This is a genomic window from Kitasatospora sp. NPDC057500, assembly GCF_042802195.1.
Lineage (GTDB): Bacteria > Actinomycetota > Actinomycetes > Streptomycetales > Streptomycetaceae > Kitasatospora.
Genome location: NZ_JBHVER010000002.1, coordinates 93,904 through 115,867, shown reverse-complemented (window position 1 = coordinate 115,867; position 21,964 = coordinate 93,904). Strand labels below are relative to the sequence as shown.

At 72.4% G+C, this 21,964-nt stretch carries 22 protein-coding genes and 1 pseudogene; 12 read left to right on the top strand and 11 right to left on the bottom strand.

Annotation, left to right across the window (positions count from 1 at the left end; genetic code table 11):
• Nucleotides 1–146 precede the first annotated feature (146 nt).
• The 4 genes from ACFU74_RS00920 to ACFU74_RS00905 form a co-directional block, all read right to left on the bottom strand.
• A complete protein-coding gene (locus ACFU74_RS00920) occupies nt 147–848 on the bottom strand; it encodes a maleylpyruvate isomerase family mycothiol-dependent enzyme (protein WP_380749637.1) in 702 nt (233 codons plus the stop codon).
• Between the two features lie 40 nt (nt 849–888).
• Complete coding sequence (locus ACFU74_RS00915) at nt 889–1,947, bottom strand: SDR family NAD(P)-dependent oxidoreductase (protein ID WP_380749635.1); 1,059 nt, start codon at nt 1,945–1,947, stop codon at nt 889–891.
• Entirely contained in the window at nt 1,944–3,260 is a 1,317-nt protein-coding gene (locus ACFU74_RS00910) for an ABC1 kinase family protein (RefSeq protein ID WP_380749632.1), read from the bottom strand. The genes ACFU74_RS00915 and ACFU74_RS00910 overlap by 4 nt, the downstream gene beginning before the upstream one ends.
• A gap of 78 nt (nt 3,261–3,338) precedes the next feature.
• Nucleotides 3,339–4,136: a TIGR03084 family metal-binding protein gene (locus ACFU74_RS00905; protein ID WP_380749630.1), complete on the bottom strand. Its 798-nt coding sequence runs from the start codon at nt 4,134–4,136 to the stop codon at nt 3,339–3,341.
• Between the two features lie 467 nt (nt 4,137–4,603).
• On the opposite strand from ACFU74_RS00905, the gene ACFU74_RS00900 reads away from it, so the two are divergent.
• A complete protein-coding gene (locus ACFU74_RS00900) occupies nt 4,604–5,383 on the top strand; it encodes a helix-turn-helix transcriptional regulator (RefSeq protein WP_380749628.1) in 780 nt (259 codons plus the stop codon).
• Between the two features lie 299 nt (nt 5,384–5,682).
• Here ACFU74_RS00900 and ACFU74_RS00895 read toward each other — a convergent pair whose 3' ends face one another.
• Entirely contained in the window at nt 5,683–5,946 is a 264-nt protein-coding gene (locus tag ACFU74_RS00895) for a hypothetical protein (RefSeq protein WP_380749626.1), read from the bottom strand.
• Between the two features lie 110 nt (nt 5,947–6,056).
• On the opposite strand from ACFU74_RS00895, the gene ACFU74_RS00890 reads away from it, so the two are divergent.
• Together ACFU74_RS00890 and ACFU74_RS00885 are read left to right on the top strand one after the other, a co-directional pair.
• Nucleotides 6,057–6,362, top strand: a complete 306-nt coding sequence (locus tag ACFU74_RS00890; RefSeq protein WP_380749624.1) for a DUF1330 domain-containing protein — start codon at nt 6,057–6,059, stop codon at nt 6,360–6,362.
• Between the two features lie 59 nt (nt 6,363–6,421).
• On the top strand, nt 6,422–7,048 hold the full coding sequence (locus ACFU74_RS00885) for a hypothetical protein (protein WP_380749622.1): 627 nt from the start codon (nt 6,422–6,424) through the stop codon (nt 7,046–7,048).
• 58 nt (nt 7,049–7,106) lie between these two features.
• Here ACFU74_RS00885 and ACFU74_RS00880 read toward each other — a convergent pair whose 3' ends face one another.
• The 5 genes and pseudogenes from ACFU74_RS00880 to ACFU74_RS00860 form a co-directional block, all read right to left on the bottom strand.
• The gene (locus ACFU74_RS00880) at nt 7,107–7,928 is read right to left on the bottom strand and encodes a saccharopine dehydrogenase C-terminal domain-containing protein (protein WP_380749619.1); all 822 of its coding nucleotides are present in this window, start codon (nt 7,926–7,928) and stop codon (nt 7,107–7,109) included.
• Between the two features lie 6 nt (nt 7,929–7,934).
• A pseudogene (locus ACFU74_RS00875) lies at nt 7,935–8,974 on the bottom strand (saccharopine dehydrogenase).
• A 411-nt stretch (nt 8,975–9,385) separates the two neighbouring features.
• On the bottom strand, nt 9,386–10,123 hold the full coding sequence (locus ACFU74_RS00870; RefSeq protein ID WP_380749616.1) for a pentapeptide repeat-containing protein: 738 nt from the start codon (nt 10,121–10,123) through the stop codon (nt 9,386–9,388).
• Between the two features lie 21 nt (nt 10,124–10,144).
• Nucleotides 10,145–10,444, bottom strand: coding sequence for a hypothetical protein (locus tag ACFU74_RS00865; RefSeq protein WP_380749613.1), 300 nt, complete (start codon nt 10,442–10,444; stop codon nt 10,145–10,147).
• Nucleotides 10,441–10,881, bottom strand: coding sequence for a DUF6313 family protein (locus tag ACFU74_RS00860; protein ID WP_380749611.1), 441 nt, complete (start codon nt 10,879–10,881; stop codon nt 10,441–10,443). The genes ACFU74_RS00865 and ACFU74_RS00860 overlap by 4 nt, the downstream gene beginning before the upstream one ends.
• Nucleotides 10,882–11,400: 519 nt before the next feature.
• Between ACFU74_RS00860 and ACFU74_RS00855 the strand changes: the two genes are divergently transcribed.
• From ACFU74_RS00855 to ACFU74_RS00815, 9 genes are all read left to right on the top strand, one after another.
• On the top strand, nt 11,401–12,141 hold the full coding sequence (locus ACFU74_RS00855) for a thioesterase II family protein (RefSeq protein WP_380749608.1): 741 nt from the start codon (nt 11,401–11,403) through the stop codon (nt 12,139–12,141).
• Between the two features lie 86 nt (nt 12,142–12,227).
• A complete protein-coding gene (locus ACFU74_RS00850; protein ID WP_380749606.1) occupies nt 12,228–13,676 on the top strand; it encodes a cation:proton antiporter in 1,449 nt (482 codons plus the stop codon).
• 177 nt (nt 13,677–13,853) lie between these two features.
• Nucleotides 13,854–14,198, top strand: coding sequence for an ArsR/SmtB family transcription factor (locus ACFU74_RS00845; protein WP_380749603.1), 345 nt, complete (start codon nt 13,854–13,856; stop codon nt 14,196–14,198).
• 23 nt (nt 14,199–14,221) lie between these two features.
• Nucleotides 14,222–14,455, top strand: a complete 234-nt coding sequence (locus ACFU74_RS00840; RefSeq protein WP_380749600.1) for a hypothetical protein — start codon at nt 14,222–14,224, stop codon at nt 14,453–14,455.
• Nucleotides 14,452–15,240 carry a sensor domain-containing protein gene (locus tag ACFU74_RS00835; RefSeq protein WP_380749597.1) on the top strand — a complete coding sequence of 263 codons (789 nt, stop codon included), beginning with the start codon at nt 14,452–14,454 and terminating at the stop codon, nt 15,238–15,240. Before ACFU74_RS00840 ends, ACFU74_RS00835 begins: the two co-directional genes overlap by 4 nt.
• Nucleotides 15,212–16,006 (top strand): ABC transporter ATP-binding protein, encoded by a 795-nt coding sequence (locus tag ACFU74_RS00830; protein WP_380749594.1) that lies wholly within the window; start codon nt 15,212–15,214, stop codon nt 16,004–16,006. Before ACFU74_RS00835 ends, ACFU74_RS00830 begins: the two co-directional genes overlap by 29 nt.
• Nucleotides 16,003–18,546 carry an FtsX-like permease family protein gene (locus ACFU74_RS00825; protein WP_380749591.1) on the top strand — a complete coding sequence of 848 codons (2,544 nt, stop codon included), beginning with the start codon at nt 16,003–16,005 and terminating at the stop codon, nt 18,544–18,546. Before ACFU74_RS00830 ends, ACFU74_RS00825 begins: the two co-directional genes overlap by 4 nt.
• Before the next feature lie 148 nt (nt 18,547–18,694).
• Complete coding sequence (locus ACFU74_RS00820) at nt 18,695–20,248, top strand: tryptophan halogenase family protein (RefSeq protein WP_380749588.1); 1,554 nt, start codon at nt 18,695–18,697, stop codon at nt 20,246–20,248.
• A gap of 81 nt (nt 20,249–20,329) precedes the next feature.
• Entirely contained in the window at nt 20,330–20,863 is a 534-nt protein-coding gene (locus tag ACFU74_RS00815; RefSeq protein ID WP_380749585.1) for a flavin reductase family protein, read from the top strand.
• Between the two features lie 254 nt (nt 20,864–21,117).
• Here ACFU74_RS00815 and ACFU74_RS00810 read toward each other — a convergent pair whose 3' ends face one another.
• Nucleotides 21,118–21,885 carry an ArsR/SmtB family transcription factor gene (locus tag ACFU74_RS00810; protein WP_380749582.1) on the bottom strand — a complete coding sequence of 256 codons (768 nt, stop codon included), beginning with the start codon at nt 21,883–21,885 and terminating at the stop codon, nt 21,118–21,120.
• Nucleotides 21,886–21,964 lie beyond the last annotated feature (79 nt).

Below are 21,964 nucleotides of genomic sequence, written 5' to 3'. Positions count from 1 at the left end.
GGGGCGCCGCAGGGCGAACGGGCGGGACCGCTGACCGCGGTCCCGCCCGTTCGCCGTGTGGTGCGTCGTTCGTGCCGTGCCGCTCCTGCCGTGCCGTTCCCGATGCGACGCTCCCGCTGTGCCGCCCCTGCTGTGCCGCTTCCCGCTCAGCGCCCGACGAACGGCTCCACCTCGGCCGCGGGCGGCGCGAACGGGCCCCAGGCGAACGCCTCCGCCCACCTCCCGGCCGGCCCCCCGGACCACTCCAGGTCCTCGATCTGCGGCCGGGTGCGCCGGCCGCTCAGCGAGCGGAACACGTCCACCGCCGCCCCGCGCACGGTCCCGGCGGGCTCGCCCTCGCCCACCACCCAGGAGCGCTCCGGGGTCTCGATCCGCAGCGCCGGCAGCCCGCCGCCGTGCACCGCCAGGCCGAAGCCCATGGTGGTCAGGTCCAGCGCGCCGTCGAACGCGGGGTGGGCGGTCGGCTCGACCGGCGCGTCCAGCCCCTGCCGCAGGTCCAGCTCGTGCGAGAACACGTCAAGCAGCAGGATCCGCCGGCGCAGCTCGGGCGTGCGGTCCAGGGCCTCCGGCAGCGCGTCGTCCAGCCCCGCCCAGCGCTCCAGCAGCCCGGCCGCCGGGACTTCGTCCAGCGGGACCAGGTCGATCTGGTTGTCCTCCAGGGCGACGAAGGACTCACAGATGTGCACCATGTGCCCCACCAGGTCCCGCACGCTCCAGTCCGGGCACGCGGGCACGCCGACGGCGGCCGGGTCCGGCAGCCCGGCCACCAGGGCGCTGATCGCCTCCCGGCTGCGCCGGTAAGCCAGGAGCTGATCGGCCGGGTCGTGCTGGGTCTGCGCCGCTGTCACGGTCTCTCCTCGGGTTCGCGGGCGCCGGTCGGCGCCGCCGTCATGATGCGGTCCGCTCGGCCGCGGCGCCGGCCTGGCGCCGTGTCAGCAGACCTGTCCGGTAAAGCCAGTTGACGGTGTCGGCCATCGTCTCCTCGACCGGCCGGGGCACCGGGGCGCCGGCCGTGGCCTCCGCCGCGACCGGCACCGCGTGGACGCAGGTGTAGGCCGCGCCGTACTCGGCCGGGATGTGCCAGGCCCACCAGCGCTGCACGGCGTCGGCGAGCCGGGCCGCCGGCAGCATGGCCCGGCCGGGCAGCCGGGCGGCGGGCAGGGCGCGGCCGGTGGCCGTCCGCAGGGCCGCCAGGTAGTCGTCGGTGCCGAGGTAGCGGTTGGGGGTGAAGATCCGGTCCCGGGGCGCCGGCGCCGCCGCGGTGGCGAGGCCGGCCAGCACGGCGGCGGTGTCCCGGACGTCGCCGAGCGGGAAGCCCCCGGTGGGCCAGAGCGGCATCAGGCCGCGCAGCGCGTCGCGCAGCCGTCCGGTCTGGTCGCCGACCCGGGGGTCGTGCGGGCCGAGCAGGGCGGGCGGGTAGACGATGCGGACCGGGGCGCCCTCGTCCTGGAGCAGCCGGGCGGCCCGTTCGCAGGCCGCCTTGCTCGCCAGGTAGGGCTCCGCCGGCCGTCCCACGGCACTGCCGGCGTGCAACTCCGGGTCGGCGCTGGGGATCAGCGCGCCGACGGTCGACACGTGCACCACCGTCCCGGCGCCGGAGCGCACGGCGGCGCGCAGCACGGTCTCGGTGCCCAGCACATTGGTGCGGACGATGTCGTCGCGGCGCCTGCGGTCGAAGGAGTACACCGACCCGAGGTGGACCACCGCGTCGGCGCCCTCGCAGAGCCGGTCCGCCGCGGCCGCGTCGGTGACGTCGCCGACGACGGTCCGCACCGCGTCCGGGCGCAGGCCGAGCGGGCCGAGCGCGGGCGCCACCCGCGCCGGGTCGCGCACCAGCAGCCGCACGCCGGCCCCCGCGGCCAGCAGGGCGGCGACGGTGTGCGAGCCGAGGAAGCCGGTGCCCCCGGTCACCGCGACCAGCCCGGCGGACCGTCCGGCGGCGGTCACGGCGTGACCACCGGCGCGTCGGGGGCGGGCGGGCGGCGGGCGGCGGCGTCCACCTCGACGTCCTTGGCGAAGGAGGCCATCAGCACGGGGACCGCCTCGGCCTGGAAGTCGACCTCGGAGTCGAACTCCTTGATCATGCCCTCCAGTACCAGCAGCGACAGCAGCGGGAAGGCGAACTCGGCGGCGGCGAACACCCCGAAGTCCCGCTGGAGCTTGAACAGCCGGGGCGCGAAGGCGCCGAGCTCGAAGTCCTTGGACAGCGCCCCGAAGGCCTCGTCGACCAGCGCCGTCACGGCGCTCCGGAAGCCCTCGCGGTCGAGGTCCGCGGGCAGCCGAGCGGCGCTCTCCAGGACGATGTCGGCGCACTTCGGGCCGTTGCCCTGCGCCATGTTGAGGAAGAATCCGGCGAAGGAGCGCCGGACCGGGTCGGGCAGCCGCACCACGAACCCGGCGTCGAGGACCACCACCCGTCCGCCGTCGTCCAGGCAGAGGTTGCCGGGGTGCAGGTCGCAGTGGACCAGGCCGTCGACGAAGAGCATCCGGTAGACGGCCCGCAGCACGTCGCGGACCACCTCCTGGCGGCGATCCGTCGTCATGCCCAGCGGCCGGAAGCGGCCGAGACCGGAGATGAACTCCATGGTGAGCACCGTCGGCCCGGACAGGTCGTCGACCGGAGCCGGGATCCGCAGGTCGGTGTGGCCGCCGAGGTTGGCGCGCAGCAGGAGCAGCGAGTCGCGCTCGGCGGTGAAGTCGAGCTGGTGCAGCACGGCGCCGCCGAGCTGCCCGATCATCTCCTCGGCCGGCAGGTCCCGCATGCTCGGCAGCAACCGCCCGGCGCGGGCGCCGAGCAGGGCCAGCCGAAGGTCGGCCTCCAGCACCGGGCGGATGCCGTGGCGCTGCACCTTGACGGCGACCTCGGTGCCGTCGGCGAGCCTGGCGCGGTGGACGCTGGCGATGCTGCCGCAGGCCACCGGATCCCACTCGAACTCGGCGAAGGCGTCGGTGAGTCCGGCCTCGGCGAGGGTGCGGGCGACGGCGGCTCGGCGCGGCGGGCGCACCTCGTCGGCCAGTTCGGCGAGCGCGTCGCACCAGTGCTCGGGGAGCAGGTCGCGGCGGGTGCTGACCAGCTGCCCGGCCTTGACGAAGAACGGGCCCAGTGCGGTCAGCAGCCGCGGTGCCCGCTCCGCCAGCCGGGCCCGGCCGCCTCGGGTGGCCATCCGCGGCAGGGCGGCGACCAGGTGTCCGGTGACGATCGAGGCGGTGGCGCAGGCCCGTCCGGCCAGCAGCCACCGACTCGTCCGTTGTTCTGCCACGACGCCTCCAGTTTCCCTCGTGGAACGGGCGGGCCGATGCGGCCCGAGAGCGAGGTAACCAGCCGCCAAGTGGACGATCTATACGTGATATTGCCCAATGCGGCCGCGGCCGGCGCCGGGCGGGCCGAGGTAGGTCTGGGCGATGTCCAGCCACTGGTCGGCCGCCGTGCCGACCGCGGTCAGCGCGAGGTCGTCGCGGTGCCGGCGGCGGGTGACGAGCAGGCAGAAGTCGGCGGCGGGGCCGTGGATCCGCTGCTCGGCCCCCTCGGGCCCGAAGGCCCAGGAGACGCCGGACGGGCCGGTCAGCTCGAACCGGAACGGCTCGGCGGGCGGCTCCAGCCCGCGGGCCAGGTAGGCGAGGTCGCGGGTCCTGGTGCCGAGGAAGGCGATGTGGCCGATCCGGTCGGTGAACACGTACGGAACGCCGAGCGCCTCGTGGATGTCCTGGCCGTGCGCGAAGACCTCCATCAACGCCACCGCGGCGAGCACACTGGCCGGCAGCGGACCGGCCAGCCACGGCACCGGCTCGCGCCGGGGCACGCCGGCCAGCGCCTGCTCGGCGGCGGCCCGCTCGGCGGCCCAGCGGCGCAGCAGTTCGGGGACGGGCTCGGCGAGCCCTTCGGCGAGCCCGGCCGCCATGCCGGCCTCGAAGTCCGCCCGGACGGGCGCGGTCTCGGCCTCGAACCCGGCCGGGTCGCGCACCCCGAGGTCGACCAGGTGGCTGACCAGCGCCAGGTGCGCCACCTGGTGCCGGACCGTCCAGCCCGCGGCCGCGGTCGGCGCGGCCCACTGGCCGGGCGGAAGGTCCGCCACCAGCCGGGCGAGTTCGGTCCCTTCCGTCGCCAGGTCGGCGCAGACGTCCTGCATTGCCTTCATGTGGCGATTCCCTTCCCTGTCGAGGCACTCTTAATCCGGTCCCGCGACAATTTTCCGGAAGCTGCCACCGGAGCGCTTCTCCGCACGTGCCTGGCGTATACGACACCGGACATTCGTGGACGTATAGGTCGCCTGCGCCGAAGGCCGACTTTCGACGCTCCGCGCACACCGCAATCCAGAAGGTGCGAAAGTCACCCGACAGCAAAACGATGTGTCTGCGCCAAACCCGGCCTGGGCTCCCCCCGGCCGGTTCCGACGAGCACCGGGAGCATCGCGCCAGATGAGGGACCCACCAGGCGGTCGAGTCCACGCCACGGCCACCCCCGCACGGACCCGGGCAGCACCGGGCGGAGCGGCCGCCGGCCCGCGTACCCACGAAGACCCGGCGAGATCACAGATACCGACGAGCACAGGTGGGGGATATTCGGATGCCTATTGCGGCGGCGATAGAGCGCAGTATAGACACGATGTGGCAGCACTACGCGGATCCGCTTTCCCTTGAACAGCTGGCCGGCACGGCCTCCTACAGCAAATTCCACTACACCCGGATATTCAACCAGCTGACCGGCACCTCACCGGGCCGGTTCCTCACCGCTATCCGGCTCTTCATGGCCAAGCGCCACCTTCTGGAAACCCAGGCCAGCGTCACCGACATCACCTTCCGGGTGGGCTACAACAGCCTGGGCACCTTCACCAGCCGTTTCACCCGCAGCGTCGGCGTCTCCCCGACCCGCTACCGCTCCCTGGCCCAGGACGACGACCTCCCCCCGCTCACCCTGCCCGCCGCCGGCACCCGCCACGGCCTGTCGACCGTCACCGGCCGGCTCTGGTTCCCCTCCGACGTCGGGCCGGTCCGGGTCTACGTCGGCGCCTTCAACACCCCGATCGTGGAGGGCTACCCGCAGGCCTGCGACATCCTGGACGAGCCCCGCCCGTTCCGCCTCGACGTCCCCGACGGCCTGTGGTTCATCCGCGCCACCGCCGTCGCCATGGACGACGACTGTCCGGTGCCGCACATCCGGCCGCCCAGACTCGTGGGCTCGGGCTGGGCGGTCCGTGCCCGCGGCGGCCGCGCCTACAGCACCGACGTCCAGCTCCGCGAGGTCACCCAGCTCGACCTCCCCATCCTCCTCGCCCTCCCCGAACTGGACCGCGCCCGCCGCAGCCCCCGGACACCCCCTACCCTCTCCCTCGCCGACCAGCAGGTGCGATGCGCGATCACCACACCCCTCGGGAAGGCCGGCTGACCCGCTACCGGTCGGCGCTCTCCGCCCTCCCCGGCCGCCCCGACGCGAAGTGCCAGGCCCGTGGAAGCCGCTCCCCGGAGCTGGTGTTCATCGGGCCCCGGGGCCGCGGCGCCGGGGCCGCGCACCTGTGGTGCGGGGCCTGCCTCACGGGCATCGTCGTCTCGCGCTGCCAGGTCCCCGAGGGCGCCCGCCTCCTCCCGTCCGACCGGTCGCGGATCCCCGGTGCCGGATGGCCACCGGACTTCACCCTGGTCCCCCCGGAGCAGGCCGTGGTCCCGGCCCTCGGGGCGGCGGCCGGGTCAGCCCTGCTCGGCGTCCAACTCCTCGGATGCCTCTCCGAGTTCAGCGAGGTGGTCGGTCAGCAGCCGGATCAACAGGAAGTGCCCGGGATGGTTCGTGGCGAACGTTGGTTCATGGCCGTCACCGGATCGCCGGACGCCGTTGACCACCTGGATTCCGGCATTGCGGATCAGCACGTGCACGGGAGGCCGGCCGGACATCACGAGTTTCGCGCGGACACCGGCGCGGACGGACGAGAGCGAGGAGAGATCGAGTTCGACCACCTCCCCGGACGATGGCCACCAGGTGCCGTCCCGCTACCGCCCGCGGGCGCACCGCCGAAGTCTTGGCGCCTCGCGCGATAACTCCCTTACCAATATGCCAGGATGACCGTATGACTGCCTATGTGATCGCCGAGGCCGAGCACCTGAACACACCCGAGGTCATCGCCTACCGGGAGCTGGCGCAGGCCGCGGTACTCCAGTACGGCGGACGGTACCTGGCGCGCGGCGCCATGCCGGTGGCGCTGGAGGGGGACTGGCCGGAGGTCAACCGGATGGTGGTCATGGAGTTCCCCAGCCTTGAGCGGGCGCGGAGTTGGTACTCCTCCCCCGAGTACGCCGAGGCCAGGGCGACCCGCTCGGACCTGAGCGGACGGCGCATCCTGCTGGTCCCGGGGCTCGACGAGACCGGCGCCTGACCCCTCGCCACGCCCGGCGGGCACCCGGCGGCCACCCGCGTTTTGCAGGATGACCGATCGTGGCACGTTCTCAACTCGACGATGTAAAGCCGACTTTCATCACCTATCCGACCGGATCGTGCCGCGAGGAGGCCTCGGTTCTCGCGGTGCTGGAGACGCCCCGGGAGAACGGCCGGGTCGTGGCGGTCACCGACGTCAGCCCGTTCCATCCGCACCTGCTGGCCTACGCGCTCAACGAGGCCACGCACGGGCTCTGGCGCAAGGAGACCGGCACCGACTCCCGCGGACACCACGACCTCGACGCCGCCACCTGCGTCCTCACCCGCCACGACGAGGGCGGCAGCCTCGACCGCTACCGCCTCGGGAAGTCGCTGCGCAAGCGCGGCTTCGACGTCGCCCGGTTCCTGGACGAGCTGCCCGGGATCGTCGAGCGGACCAACGGCACCCTGGCGCACTGGATCACGTCCGACGCGCCGGTGCGGGTGGACTGCCTCGGGCCCCGGCTGACCGACCGGCGGCAGTGGGTCTGCGAGACCCCCGGCGGGACGGCGCAGATGCCCTGCGGAGGCACGCACGTGGAACGGCTGGGGCAGATCGCGTCCATGACGGCGCAGGCCTCGTACGACGCCGACGGCGGCATCCTGACCATCAGGAACGAGGTCCGCACGCACCCAGCCGCCCGCTAGCGGGCGGTCCGTCGGTCCCGCCGCGCGGCAGGACCGACGGCGGGGCTGGCGGTGCGGATCAGCCGTAGAGCCCGGACAGCTCCATCTCCCGCAGGGCCCGGTAGTCGGCCTCCAGGTCCGCCGGGTCGTCGGCGTTGAGGTAGACGGTGCCGGGACAGGTGGCCGAGCCGGGGAAGTCGTAGGTGTCCACGAGCAGGACGCTGTCCCGGTTGGGGTAGACCTCGAAGTCCTCCTCGCCCACCGTCGTGGTGGTCACCGCCTCCCACGGACGGGCGACGGACCGCTCCTCGCCGTCCTCGATCAGCCGGGCGGGGCTGAGCAGCACGGTCAGCACCCCGCGGGGCGCCCAACCGAAGCGGGACCGGAAGTCGTTGGCGACCGCCGGGTTGCTGCCGCAGTACGACGTGAAGCGCGCCGTCGCCGCCCGCTGCCCGGTCACCAGGAGGGCCTTGCGGATCAGCTCGTGGGCCAGCAGGTGGTCGATGCCCGGGTCGAGTCCGACCTCGGTGAGCAGCACCGTGCCCCGGGCCCCGGCCGCCGCGGCCTGCTCCTGGATGCCGGGGCTGAGGTAGCTGGAGCAGACGAAGTGCGCGCCGTGCTCGACGGCCAGGCGCGCCAGCGCCGGGTGCTCGGAGGCCGGGAGCATGGAGACGACGACGTCGCCCGCGGCGAGCTCGGCGGCCAGCGCGTCGAGGCCGAAGCCGCGGGTCTCGGCCGCGTGGGCGATCCCCAGCCCGGCGAGCCGGGCCTCGGCCTTCTCGGCGGTCCGGCCCCACAGGACGGTCGGCGTCGCCTCGCAGACGAGTCCCAGCCCGCTGCCGGTGGACATGCCCGTCCCGATCCAGTGCACCCGCCCGCTCGGGGGTACCAGGTCAGCCATCGCTCCTCATTTCTCGAACTCTCTTCGGGCGTGGTGGAAGTGCCCCAGCGCACGGTCCCAGACCGGCGCTCCGGCGGGCAGGGCGGCGAGGTGCGGCAGCAGGTCGGCGGAGAAGGCCGCACTCGACTCCCGCGGCAGCAGCGAGGGCAGGTTGTCGATGGCGATGAGGTCCAGCGGCGCCGGGCCGGAGTGCAGGCGCCGGACCGGCTCGCGCCAGTCGGTGACCCGGTCGTAGACCGGCAGCCGGTGGCAGTCCGAGGTGACGTCGCAGGTGACGTCGGAGACCACGGACAGCAGCCGGTCGGTGCACTCAAGGTCGGCGGCGGTCAGGAAGGGGGTGCCGGGCTCGGTCGCGAAGACGGTGTTGACCAGCAGGCCGTGGTCCAGCAGCGCCTCGCGGTCGAGCGTCCTGGTCTCGTCGACGTCCCACCGGGTGGTGGTCACTGCGGCCACCGCCAGGGCCTCGCACGCGCCCCGGCCGGAGCGGCCGAGCGCCCCGATCACCAGGGCGGTGGCACCGCCCCGGGAGGCGCCCAGCAGGGCGTCGAGTTCGGGGCGGGTGGAGGCCTCCAGCGGAACGGCCAGTTCGCCGCGCCGGTGCAGTACCGCCAGGGCCGCCCCCAGGTAGCCGGCCCAGAATCCGAAAGCCGCGACCCTGCGGCCCTCCGCGTCCGTCAGGTACTCCAGGTCGAGCAGCGTGCCGCCGCCCTCGGCGAAGCGGCGCAGCAGCGCGGGGTCGCCCTGCTGGCCCTTGTAGGCGTGCCCGAAGAACACGTGGTGGTGCGCCAGGGCGACGGCGGTCGCGGCCGGCTCCTTCAGGCCGAGGACGACGGTCTCCGGCGGGGCGCCGGGCCAGGTCTCGGGTCGACGAGCCGGCAGCCCGCGTCGGCGTACTCCTGCACCGGGAAGACCCGCTGCGGGGACTCCTCCACGGTCACCGACAGGCCCTGTTCGACCAGCCAGGACGCGTCGGCGGGCACCAGCGGTGTGCGCTGCTCGTGGCCGGCGGCCTCGCCGCGCAGCCAGATCCCTTTACTGGACGTCATGTTCGGGAGGCTCTCCTTGCTGTTTCCGCTGTTCTCGCGATCTCTCCGCGCGACCCGGTGAAGGGCTCACTGGTCGGTCGGTCGACGAAATCGGTGAAGCCGGTGGATCGGTGATGGCTCAATGGATCGGACGGCTCGTCGAGGTGCCGGACAGGGCCGCCTGCCAGACCGGGACCGGCGGCGGGGCGTCCATGTGCTCGGGCGCCGCGGCATGGATCAGGGTAGGGCCGGCCGAGTCGGCCGACTCCTTTGCCATCGCAGGAGGCCCCGGCGACCACTCCCGGCCACCCACCCGCTCACGGCGGGCAACGCCACGATCCCACCGCGCCGGCCGAGTCGGCCGGCGTCCGCATCCGCCGGAGCCGCCACCACGACTCCCCCAGGCACCTGACGGGTCGTCAGAGTCCGGGATCAGGCCGAGAATCCGGTCCGATCGGCCGTCGGCTCTCCTCGGACCAGGAACACGCCGGGTTCCACCTCGTCGGACAGTGCCAGCAGCCGCTGGGCCGCGTAGCCGGGCCACTGCGTCGCCCTGGTCCAGCGCGTACGGACCAGGTTGGCGCCGCTCAGGTTCACGCGGGTCAGATCGGCGCCGCTCAGGTCCGCACCGCTCAGGTTGGCGCCACTGAGATCGGCACCGCTCAGATCGGCGCCGCGCACATCGGCGTCGTTCAGGGCGGTGGCGGTCAGATCGGCTCGGCTCAGCTTGGCTCCGCTCAGGTTCGCGCCGCTGAGGTCGGCACCGCTCAGGTTCGCACCGCTCAGATCGGCGTTCAGTTCGGCGCCGCTCAGGTTCGCCCGGATCAGATCGGCTCCGGCCAGATCGGCGGCGAACAGATTGGCGCGGCTGAGATTGGCGCGGCTCAGCTTGGCACCGCGGAGATCGGCGCCGAACAGATCGGCTCCGGGCAGGGCGGCGCCCGTGAGGTCGACGTGCGCCGACCGGCTCGACCGCTTCACCGGCGCCGCCAGGCCGGCCGCCTCGGGGGTGGCCCGGTCGAGCGCCGAGCCGTCGCCGGCCCGATGCGCAATGGCCCGGGCGGTGCTGGTGAGGGCCTTGGGCGCGGCCTTGGGCTGGGCGAGGTACAGCACGCCGCGCAGGACCTCGGCCGCACGCCGGAGATCGTCGTTCTCCAGGTTCTCCACCATGTCGCCATCCACAGTAGGGCCTCAGCCTTCGCCCAGGCCAGTGCAGACGGGGCACCGCGAGCCGGGCGTCGCACGGAACGTCAGCAGTAGGTCCAGCCCGGCGCGCTCCGCCCAGCGCAGCGCCTGGGTCGTGGTGCTCTTCGCACCCGGGGCGGCGTGCTTGAGCACGAACGTCACCAGCTTCCTCCAGTGGTCCTCGGCCTTCTCCCACTCCGGCTCCGGCGTGGCGCCCGAGCCGCGGCGCGGATGGACATGGCCGAAGGCCATCACCGCGGCCTCCGCGGCACCGCCCTGCTTGTGCAGGTCGTGCAGCGTGATCACGACCCCGCCCCCGGCGGCGTCGAGGGCTCGGACAGCTCGCGGAGCCTGCGCACGACCTCCTCCAGGGGTTCGGCCTGGTGCGTGTGGATCTGCGCGGTCACCAGGTAGCCGGCCATGGCGCCGACGAACGCCGGGATGGCGCCCCAGCCCACGACGGACAGCAGCCAGGCGCACCACTGCGGTCGGACATCGGCGGGCGAGGTGATGCCCACCATCACCTCGTAGGCCTGCGCCGCGTGCCCCTCCAGCAGGATCGCGTTCAGCCCGAACAGCACCGCACACAGCCCGAGGACCCAACTGGCCCGGGTCAGCACCCAGTACGGCAGCCTGCCGAGCGCATGGCGGCTGGCCCACCGGCTCCGCAGCCGCTGCCCCGGGCTCGGCGGGGGCGGCACCGAAGGCGGAGCGGGGGCCGGTATCGGATCAGGCGCGGACACGGCCTCACCGTAGCGGCCCCGCCTGGCCCGGCGGACCGAAACCCGCAGATCCGCCGGGGCCGGTCAGCTCCCGCCGCACGGGGTGAGCAGGCCGCTGTCGCAGCCGGTGATCACCAACTGGTGGCTCTGCTCACGAGAGTGGACGGCGTTCGTCCACTGCTTCGGGAGGCAGGCTGCGGTGATCCGGGGGAGAAAGGTTGATGAGTACTGACGGCACTCGTCGGGGTGTCGTCTCGTGCGTCGGGGTCGGGCAGTCGTGGAAGTCGCCCGTCAGCCCCACGACGTTCGTGATCCTTCGGCAGCGGCAGAAGCCGAGTTCGAGGTCGCCGTATGCGAAGAGCCGGAGCCACCTCCGGACGGTCGGGCCCCCGTGCGTCCCCGGCAATTCCGTCTCGGCGACCGCGCTGCGGTAGCGCGGCCCGCTGTCAGCCGATTGTCAGTGACCGCCTGATGCAATGGGACCGGATCCCCGGAGAAGCCGGACGTGGTCGGCAGGGCGGCGAGCAGGGAGGCCTCACGATGTCCTGGACGGAATGCCGCGAGCCGCGGCCGTTCGCCGCGATGCGACTGATCTGCTTTCCGCATGCCGGCGGGTCGTCCCACTTCTTCCGCGACTGGCACAAGGGGCTGCCCGAGTTGGAGGTGCACCTGGTCTGCTACCCGGGCCGGGCAGACCGGTTCGGAGAGTCGACGGCCACCGACCTGGTGGCGATGGCGGGTGAGATCACGGCGGCCGTCGGGCCGCTGCTGGACCGGCCCACCGTCCTGTTCGGACACAGCATGGGCGCGGTGGTGGCGTACGAGACGGCCAGGGCCCTGGAGGCCGGAGGAGCCCGGCTGTCGCACCTGTTCGTGTCGGGTGCCCGCGCGGGGCATCTGGTGCGGCGGGATGCCCGGGCGGCCGGGATGGACGAGGAGAGCGTCATCGCGACGCTCACGGAGCTGGGCGGCACGGACACCGAGTTGCTGGATCACCCGATGTTCCGTGAGTTGATCCTGCCGTACGTCCAGGCCGACTTCCGGATGCTGGGCGACTACGAGCACCGGGCGGGGGCACTCCTCAGCTGTTCCGTCACGGCGGTGGCGGGGACGAGCGACCCCCGGGTGACAGCGGAGCAGGTGGCGCAGTGGGCGGACGTGACCACGGGGGCGTTCCGGCAGCGGATGGTGCCCGGCGGGCACTTCTACCTGGCGGACGCGCCGCCGTACGAGCTGGTACGGGAGGCGTGCGCCGAGCGGGGTGAACCGGGGGACCGATAGGCACGCGCGGCAGACCGACGACGAGCGCCGGCGCTCCGGCCGGCCTCGTTCCGAAGACGCTCGATCACTGGGGGACGTACGTGCGGGTGAGACGTGGGCTGGGCGCCGTCACGGTCGTGATGGCCGTGTTGCCGCTGGCGGTGATCGTGTGGGCCGCGGTGGCGGCCGCGAGTGCGGAGTCACCGGGCGTGGCGGCCGTGCGGGAAGCGGCGCGCCTCGACAAGGGCGGTCACTTCTTCCTCGCGGTGGCGGCGATCCTGCTCGCCGCCTTCCTCGGCGGGTGGCTGGCCGACCGGCTGGGGCAACCGCGGGTGGTCGGCGAGATCTGCGCGGGGCTCGCCATGGGGCCGACGGTGCTGGGACGGTTCGCACCGGAGGTGAAGGACTGGCTGTTCCCGGCGAACACGCTGCCGATGCTGGACGGGCTGGCTCAGGTCGGGCTGGTGTTCTTCATGTTCGGGGTAGGCCGGGAACTGACCGGCATGCGCCTGCGGAGCATCGGGCCGCAGGTGCTGCTGGTGACCCAGGCGTCCTTGCTCATTCCGTTCGCGGTCGGCGCCGCGGTGGCGGTACCCCTCGTCGACGAGTTCGCGGGGACGGCGGGCGACCCGACGGCCTTCGTCCTGTTCGTGGGATGCACGCTGAGCGTCACCGCGCTTCCCGTGCTGGCCCGCATCCTCGCCGACCTGCGGCTCACGCACACGCGTCAGGGGCAGTTGAGCCTGATCGCCTCCGCGCTCGGGGACGGCGTGGTGTGGCTCGTGCTCACCGCGATCCTGGCGGTCGTCCATGGGAGCAGTCCCGCGAACGTGCTCTGGAACGCCCTGTTCGCCGCCGTGCTCACGGTCGTCTTCCTCGGTCCGCTGCGCAAGGGGCTGGCCGCCTGGGCACGGTCCCGGGCCCTGTCGGACGAGGGCGACGGGAGCGACGCGACGGTCCTGGTGCTGCTGGCGGGCGGGGTGGCCGCGACGGCCACCCTCACCACGCTCGTCGGCGTGCACCAGCTGGTCGGGGCCCTGCTGGCCGGGCTGGCGTGGCCGGCGTGCAACGCCCGCACGGCCCGGGCGGCGACCCGGCTGTCGGCCACGTCCAAGGCCGTGCTGTTGCCGTTCTTCTTCTTCGGGTTCGGGCTCACCATCGATCTCGGGGCGTTGCGCTTCGACCGCTACTCCATGCTGGCCCTCGCCGCCCTGATCGTCCTGGCTGTCGCCACCAAGGTGTTCGGGTCCGCGCTGAGCGCCGTCCTCACCGGCATGCGCCCGCGGCCGGCCCTCATGCTCGGTGTGCTGCTCAACGCCCGTGGCCTGACCGAACTCGTCATCCTGCAGATCGGCTACCAGGCGGGCATCATCGACCAGCGGCTGCTCAGCATCCTCACCATCGTCGCGCTGGTCACGACGATCGCGACACGGCCGCTGTTGCGGCTGCTCGGGCCGGAGGCCGTCGAGCCCGCGCCCGCGCACTCGCCGCACTCGCCCGAACTCCACGGCGTGTCCGCGCGGAACGAGCCCGAGCGCTCCTCGCTGTCCCGGTAGTACCCCGCACATGGCGGGCCCCGATCGGGCCATACTGCCGACGACGCCGTCGGCAGTATGGCCCGTTGTGCTGTGCCCGGCCCCGGGCTGCCGGCGCCGGGCACGCCCGGCCCTGTTTGACTGACCTTCTAGCATGTGTAAGATTTGACTTACACATACAGTCCGGCATGCGGGGAGGTGGAGGCGTTGACCAGCGAGGAACTCCTGGCCCTCCTCTCGGCCGTCGGCCACACCCAGCGGCTCCGGGCCATCGCAGGACTGGCCGGCGGCCGCATGTACGTCAGTGAACTGGCCCGGCAGCTGGGCATGTCGCGCCCCCTGCTCTACATGCACCTGGAGCGCCTGGAGAAGGCCGGTCTGGTAGTCGGCCACCTGGAGCTCTCCAACGACGGCAAGGCCCTGAAGTACTTCGAGCTGGTGCCGTTCGATCTGCACCTCAACGTGCAGACGATCCTGGAGGCCCTGCACACCGACGAGCAGCGGGCAGGTGCGGCCGACGGGCCTGCGGACGAGGAAGGTTAGAACGTCATGAGGGGGCCTCAAAAATGACCGGCGCCGTTATCGCCATCGCCATCGTCCTGATCATCGTCGGAGGTATCACGGCGGCGGTGGTCTCGAACTTCAGACTGCAGCGCCACCGCGCCGACGCCGTGGCCATGGCCTCGTACCGCAAGCTCGCCGAAGAGGCCGTCGACCGACAGGAAGCCCTCCTGGCCGAACTGGCAGAGCTGAAGGGCAAGGTGAGCTCGATCGACGACATGCTGCGGAGGATCGAGTGAGCAAGCCCTCCCTCGGACGCCTGCGCCCGCAGGGCTCCCTGGTCAGACTTCCGTTATCCAGCGCCCCCTGGCTCGCCGCCGGCTACCTCGCCGGCTATCCCCTGGTCGGGGGCGCCCTGTTCGCCGTCGCGACGGCCGCCTTCCTGGGCGGCGTGGTACTGAGCCAACTCACGGTGACCGTACCGCTGATCATCGGTTCGGCGTGGATCATCAGGGGCTGCGCCCAGGTCGAGCGGGGCCGCGCCGCGTTCCTCCTCGGGCAACCGATCCCGTACCGGTACGACGAGGTCACCGAGCCCGGCCTGCCCGCCCACATCAGGACCCGCTGCGCCGATCCCGCGATCGCCCGCGACTGCGCCTACCTCATCCTGCTGTTCCCTCCCCTGCTGGCCCTGGACCTCTTCGCACTGGCCGCCTGGCTGGTCTGCCTCGGCGGCCTCACGCTCCCCCTCTGGTACCCGGCCATGGACATCTCCGGAAGTGTCATCGGCCCGGGCGGCAGGCTCGCATGCATCCACTCGCTGCCCGGGGCACTGGCCCTCGCGCTCGTCGCCCTCCTCCTGCTCCCGTTCGTCGCCCGGCTCCTCCTGGCCGCCGCCCGACTGCACCTGACCGTGGCCCAGGCGGTGCTCCGCCCGCCGCCTGACCCGCTCGCAGAGGTCAAGGCCGTTCTCCACCGCCCGGGCCCGCTCTCCCACCTGGCGGGCGAGCGCCGCGCCGGGACATCCACAGAACCGACAGAAATCGGGGAAACCCATGCACCGAACACCGTCCGGGCCGACTGATGCGGTCATCCACCTGGACTCCGTGCACAAGGTCTACGGTGGCGGCAAGAACAAGGTGGCCGCTCTCGACGGCGTCACCATCAGCCTGCGCAGGGGCACCTTCACCGCGGTGATGGGCCCGTCCGGATCGGGCAAGAGCACCTTCCTGCACTGTGCCGCGGGGCTGGACCGGCCGACGTCCGGTTCCGTGCAGCTCGACGGCGTGGAGCTGTCCCGGCTCAAGGAGAAGGAGCTGGCCAAACTGCGCCGGGAACGCGTCGGTTTCGTCTTCCAGGCCTTCAACCTGATGCCCTCGATGAGCGTGCGGGACAACATCACCCTGCCATTACGCCTGGCCGGACGCCGCCCCAACGCCGGCGAGGTCGACGAGGTCATCGAGCGCGTCGGCCTCACCTCACGGCAGAAGCACCGCCCCGGCGAGCTCTCCGGCGGCCAGCAGCAACGCGTGGCCATCGCCCGCGCTCTCGCCACCCGGCCCGCCGTGGTGTTCGGCGACGAGCCGACCGGAGCCCTGGACACCCGGACCGCCCGCGAGGTCCTCGGTCTGCTGCGCGAGGCCGTCCAATGGGCCGGGCAGACCATCGTGATGGTCACTCACGATCCCGTGGCCGCCGCCCACGCGGACCGCACCCTCTTCCTCGCCGACGGCAGGATCGTCGACGCCCTGGAACGCCCGACCGCCGACCAGGTCGCCGAGCGCATGACCCATCTCGGTGCCTGGGCCCAGGAGTCGGTGCACGACGGGCAGTACGGAGCAGCCCAGTGATCGGTCTCGCACTGCGCTCCCTGAAGTTCCACAAGGGCGGCTTCATCGCCTCGTTCATCGCGCTGTTCTTCGGCGCCGCCATCGTGATCGCCTGCGGCGGGCTGCTGGAGACCGGGGTTCGCGGGCTGGCCGAGCCGCAACGGCTCCGGGGCGCGACGATCGTCGTCACCGGGGACCAGGGTTACCCCGGGGCCAACAAGGTCTTCCGGGAGCGGGTCCGGCTCGACGAATCCGCCGTGTCCGAGGCCGCGGCCGTACCGGGCGTCCAGGCGGCCGTGCCGGACGTCTCCGTTCCGGCCGTCGTCGTCCCGGCCGGCGGCAAGGGCGGGGTCACCGCCACCGGCCACGGCTGGGACTCCACCCGGCTCGGACCGTACAGCCTGGTCCAGGGCAGCGCACCGAGCGGCACCAACCAGGTCGCGCTCGACGCACGGCTCGCCGAGCGGGCCGGCGCGAAGCCCGGTGACCAGGTCACGCTCGGCCTGCACGGCACCACGGCCGCGTACCGGGTGACCGGACTGGTGAACGGCCCCGGCCCGGCCGAGACGCTGTTCCTGTCGGACGCCGACGCGGCTCGGTACGCTCCTCAGCGGGGCAAGATCGACTCCATCGGCGTCCTCGTGGCTCCCGGCACCGACACCGGCCGGGTGCGGGCCGCGCTCGACAGCGCCTTCGCCGGCGCCCAGGTCTCGTTGCTCACCGGCGACGAACGGGGCCGTGCCGAGTTCCCCCGCGTCGTGACCGACAGCAAGAACCTGGTCTCCATGTCCGCCGTGTTCGGCGGTCTGGCCGCCATGGTCACGGTGTTCGTGGTGGCCAGCACGCTCGGTCTGTCGCTGCAGCAACGGCAGCGGCAGATGGCACTGCTGCGCGCGATCGGCTCGACGCCCGGCCAGGTCCGGCGGATGGTGCTGGCCGAGACGTTCATCGTCGCCGTCTTCGCCACCACCCTGGCCTGCGTGCCCGGGCCGCGTCTGGGGAACTGGCTGCTGGGCCGGTTCATCGACGCCGGTGTGGTGCCCGGCGAGCTGATCCACCGGTCCGGCCTGATCCCGCTGTTCGCGGGCGCCGGGGCGGCCGTACTGACCGCGCTCGGGGCCGCCTGGATCGCGGCCCGCGCCGCCGCCCGCACCCGGCCGACCGAGGCACTGGCCGAGGCGACCCTCCAGCGTCGCGGGCTCAACTGGATCCGGGTGCTCTTCGCCGTCCTCTGTCTTGCGGGCGCCGCCACCCTCTCGTTCGTCACGATGAGCATCGACGGCGCGAAGGCGGGCGGCACGGCCACGCCGGCCGCGATGCTGTGGGCGGCCGGCTTCGGCCTGCTGGGCCCCACCCTGACCAGGCTGATGACGGCCGTTCTGCACTGGCCCGTGCGAGCGTTCACCGGCTTCTCCGGACAGATGGCCCTGCTCAACGCCAAGGCCCGGGCGACCCGGCTGGCCGGAGCGGTCATGCCGGTCATGCTCGCCACCGGCATGGCCATCGCCCTGATCTACCTGCAGACCACCCAGAACCGGGGTGCCCAGCAGGCGTTCGAGGACAACCTGCGGGCCGATCTGGTGCTCACCTCGGCAACCGGCGGAATGCCCGCCGCCCTGGCGGACGGCATCGCCGGGAAGCCCGGCGTGGCGGCCGCCTCCGCCTACGTGCCGAGCTCAGGCTTCCTGGAACCGTCCAAGGCCGAGATGGACGCCTACACCGGCAAGGGCCAGAAGCCGAAGGGGACGCCGCTGCACATCACCGGGGTGAGCCCGAAGGGCATCGAACGCACCACGGCGATCCAGGTGCTGAGCGGCAGTCTCGCCGACCTGGGCGAGGACACCGTGGCGCTGCCCGAGTCCGCCGCCTCGGGGCACCGGATCGGTGAGCAGATCCCGATGCGGATGGGCGACGGCACCAAGGTGCAGCCCCGCCTGGTCGCGACGGTCGGGGACCAGCGCGGGTACGGAGCGGCGCTGATGCCCGCTTCCGTCGTGGCCGAACACACGACCAACGGCCTGGTGCCGCAGATCCTGGTCGCGGCGGATCCCGGCACCGGCGCGACGCGTCTGGCCGCCGAACTCACCGGCCCCGGAGCACCGCAACCGGGGCTGCGCGCGGCCGACCGTTCGGTCCTGGTCACCGCCTCGGCCGAGCAGAACGACACCCAGACCTGGGTGGCGTACCTCCTGGTCGCCACGGTCGTCGGGTACGCGGTCATCGCCCTGGTGAACTCCCTGGTGATGGCGACCGGCGAGCGGCGCCGGGAGTTCTCCCTGCAGCGCCTCATCGGCGCGACCCGGGGCCAGGTGCTGCGGATGATGACCGTGGAGGCGCTGCTGACCGCACTGGCCGGTCTCACGCTCGGCATGCTCGTCGCGGCCGCGACCCTGGTTCCGCTGAGCAAGTCCGTGCTGGGCCGGGCGTTGCCCGCCGGTCCGCCGGCGATCCTGCTCGCTGTCCTCGCGGCCGCGCTCGTCCTGACGCTCGGTACGACGCTGCTGACCGCCCGAATGGCACTTCGCACCAAACCCTCCGCGGCCATCGGCAGCCGGGACTGAGCCGAACCGCCCCCACGTCGCCCCCGTTCGCCTGAGTATTTCGTCCACCACTTAACAAGGTGGTGGACGAAGCCATGCCAACCTAGGCTCGCTCTTACGGCGTTGCAGCCCATCGGAAACCATCTCATCGCAGAATCGGAGTTTTTCGATGCTTAAGAGAGTCGTGATCGTGGGGGGCGGTACAGCCGGTTGGATGACCGCGTCGTACCTCAAGGCAGCTTTCGGCGACCGGATCGACATCACCCTCGTCGAATCCGGAAAGGTCAGCACGATCGGCGTCGGTGAAGCCACCTTCAGCGACATCCGGCACTTCTTCGAGTTCCTCGGACTCAAGGAATCGGACTGGATGCCGGCGTGCAATGCCACGTACAAGCTCGCGGTCCGCTTCGAGAACTGGCGCAAGCCCGGTCACCACTTCTACCACCCGTTCGAGCAAATGCGGTCCGTCGACGGCTTCCCGCTGACGGACTGGTGGCTCAAGAACGGCCGCACCGACCGGTTCGACTCGGACTGCTTCGTGATGGCCAACATCTGCGACGCCGAGCGCAGCCCCCGTCACCTCAGCGGCGCCATGCTTTCGCAGCCGTTCGACGAGCACGCCGAAGAGCCCCAGGGCCTGACGATGTCGGAGCACCAGGGCAAGACCCAGTTCCCGTACGCCTACCACTTCGAGGCCGCGCTGCTGGCGAAGTTCCTCACCGCCTACACGGTGGAGCGCGGCGCGAAGCACATCATCGACGACGTCAAGGACGTCAAGCTCGACGAACGCGGCTGGATCAGCAGTGTGGTGACCGCCCAGCACGGCGAGCTGACGGGCGATCTGTTCATCGACTGCACGGGCTTCCGCGGCGTCCTGCTCAACAAGGCGCTGCAGGAGCCCTTCATCTCCTACCAGGACACCCTGCCCAACGACAGCGCGGTCGCCCTCCAGGTGCCGCAGGACATGCAGGCGCGGGGCATCCGTCCGTGCACCACCGCCACCGCGCAGGACGCCGGTTGGATCTGGACCATCCCGCTCTACGGCCGCATCGGCACCGGGTACGTGTACGCCAGTGACTACCTGTCCGCCGAGGAGGCCGAGCGCACCCTGCGCGCGTTCGTGGGCCCGAGCGCGGCCGACGTCGAGGCCAACCACATCAAGATGCGCATCGGCCGCAGCAACCGCTCCTGGGTCAACAACTGCGTGGGCATCGGCCTGACCAGCGGCTTCGTCGAGCCCCTGGAGTCGACCGGCATCTTCTTCATCCACCACGCGGCCGAGCAGCTGGTCAAGAACTTCCCCGGGCCGGACTGGAACCCGGTGCACCGCAACAGCTACAACAGCGCCATCGCCCATGTGCAGGACGGCGTCCGCGAGTTCCTGGCCCTGCACTACGCCGCCGCGGCGCGGGACGACACCCAGTACTGGAAGGACGCCAAGACCCGGAAGCTGCCCGACGGGCTGGCCGAGCGGATCGAGCACTGGAAGCACCAACTGCCGGACAGCGAGTCGGTCTTCCCGTACTACCACGGGCTGCCGCCGTACTCCTACATGTGCATCCTGCTCGGGATGGGCGGCATCGAGCTCAAGGCGTCCCCGGCGCTCGCGCTCGCCGACGACAGCGCGGCCCAGAAGGAGTTCCAGTCGGTGCACGACCAGGCCGCCGCTCTGATCGACCGGCTCCCGACGCAGTACGAGTACTTCACGCACATGCGCCGCTGAGCCCGCCGGCCCCGCTGCGACCGCAGCGGGGCCGCGTCCGTCGTCCCAGGGAGCAGCACCCCCGTGACCGAACTCACCCGAATGAACAGATCCACGCGGTCGACGGCCCCGCCCCCGGCGTCCGTCGCCGAGGGCCAGCGCGCCATGATGAGCGGCTTCCCCACCGGGGTGGCCGTCCTCACCACCGCCGACCACAACGGCACGCCCCACGGGATGACCATCTCCTCCGTGTGCAGCGTCTCACTGGATCCGCCCACGCTCCTGGTCTGCCTGCGGATCGGCAGCCCGACCCTGCGCTCGGTCCTGGACACCGGCCGGTTCACGGTGAACCTCCTCCACGGTGGCGCCCGGCCCGTCGCCGAACTCTTCGCCTCGGGTGCCCCCGACCGCTTCGACCGCGTGTGCTGGGAGCACGACCCGACCGACCCGTACGCGGGCGGCCCCCATCTCTTCCGGGACGCGCACGCCATCGCGGACTGCCGGGTCAGTGCCGAACACCGCAGCGGGGACCACCTCGTGGTCTTCGGCGCCGTCCTGCGGGTCACCCCGTTCCCCGACCTCCAGCCGCTGGTCTACGGCAAGCGGGAGTACCGGGTGTGGCCGGTCGGGGCCTGACCGCGGCCGAATCCTGTGGGACGAGGATGCCGGGCTCCGGCTCCGCCGCTCGTGCGGTGGAGCCGGAGCCGTTCGCGTGTCGTCGGAGAGCCGGCCCCGCCCGCTGACGTCCACCGGGGCGTCCACCCGCGACGGCACCGCACGACGGATCCGGGCTGCCGCCTGACGGCGACAGCCCGGATCGCATCGGGATCTTCAGCGGCCTCGCGGAAACCACGCTCGTGAGTGGCGCGGTGACCTGAGGCCCAGGCCGACTACCGCACCGGCTTCGAGTCGAGGACCGGGCCCGGGGAAGATCTCGGGGAAGCCGTCCTGCCGTCCAGGAGCGCCACCCCGAGAGGGGTCACCGAGTGCAACACGGTGTTGCGCACCCGCCTGGTGGTGATCAGCCCGGACCCGCGCAGCACGGCGGCGTGCTGACTGGCGCAGGGAACCGAGACGCCGAGCCGGTCGGCGAGCTGGCTGGTGGTGCGCGACGCCCGCAGCTCGCGCAGGGCCGCCGCCCTGGTCTGGCCGACGAGGGCGCCCAGCGCCGGCACCGGAAGCGAGGTGTCGTCCCACAGGACGGCCGACTGCTCCACGGTCAGCGGTGCGGAGAAGACCAGCACGGCCGGTCTGTCCTGCTCGTCCGCGCGGAAGAGCCTGGCGGGGCGGTGGGCGAGGAACACGGACGGGCTGAGTACCAGGCCCTGTCCGTCGAGCCGGACGTCTCCGTCGGGGCCGTCGTGCAGTTCCAGCACCTGACCGTTCCAGACGGCTCGTCTTCCCAGCCCGCCGAGCAGCTGCTCGACACCGCCCGCCATCACCATCCGGCCGCGGGCGTCGTACTCGGCCTCGCAGTGGGCCAGCACCCGGCTCCAGTACGGGGCCACCGCGGCCCGCCAGAAGTCGGCCGCGCCGATCGCGGCCGTCGGCTGCGAGCCGGATCTCGCGCGCAGCCTCGCGTGGACCTGACGCTTCCACCTCGCGTACGCGGAGCCGGCTCCACGTGTGAACAGCTCCTGGGCGAGTCCGACCTCCACCTCCGGTCCGGCGGTGGACTGGAGCCGTGTGCGCGCTAGGTCAGCCGTCGTGAAATGAATTCTCTGCATGAATCACCCC

Coding starts and splice junctions, on each gene's coding strand:
- ACFU74_RS00830 (WP_380749594.1), top strand. CDS start 15,212: ATGCACCGAACACCGTCCGGGCCGACTGATGCGGTCATCCACCTGGAC.
- ACFU74_RS00840 (WP_380749600.1), top strand. CDS start 14,222: ATGACCGGCGCCGTTATCGCCATCGCCATCGTCCTGATCATCGTCGGA.
- ACFU74_RS00820 (WP_380749588.1), top strand. CDS start 18,695: ATGCTTAAGAGAGTCGTGATCGTGGGGGGCGGTACAGCCGGTTGGATG.
- ACFU74_RS00905 (WP_380749630.1), bottom strand. CDS start 4,136: ATGAAGGCAATGCAGGACGTCTGCGCCGACCTGGCGACGGAAGGGACC.
- ACFU74_RS00880 (WP_380749619.1), bottom strand. CDS start 7,928: ATGGCTGACCTGGTACCCCCGAGCGGGCGGGTGCACTGGATCGGGACG.
- ACFU74_RS00815 (WP_380749585.1), top strand. CDS start 20,330: ATGAACAGATCCACGCGGTCGACGGCCCCGCCCCCGGCGTCCGTCGCC.
- ACFU74_RS00870 (WP_380749616.1), bottom strand. CDS start 10,123: ATGGTGGAGAACCTGGAGAACGACGATCTCCGGCGTGCGGCCGAGGTC.
- ACFU74_RS00890 (WP_380749624.1), top strand. CDS start 6,057: ATGACTGCCTATGTGATCGCCGAGGCCGAGCACCTGAACACACCCGAG.
- ACFU74_RS00855 (WP_380749608.1), top strand. CDS start 11,401: ATGTCCTGGACGGAATGCCGCGAGCCGCGGCCGTTCGCCGCGATGCGA.
- ACFU74_RS00900 (WP_380749628.1), top strand. CDS start 4,604: ATGTGGCAGCACTACGCGGATCCGCTTTCCCTTGAACAGCTGGCCGGC.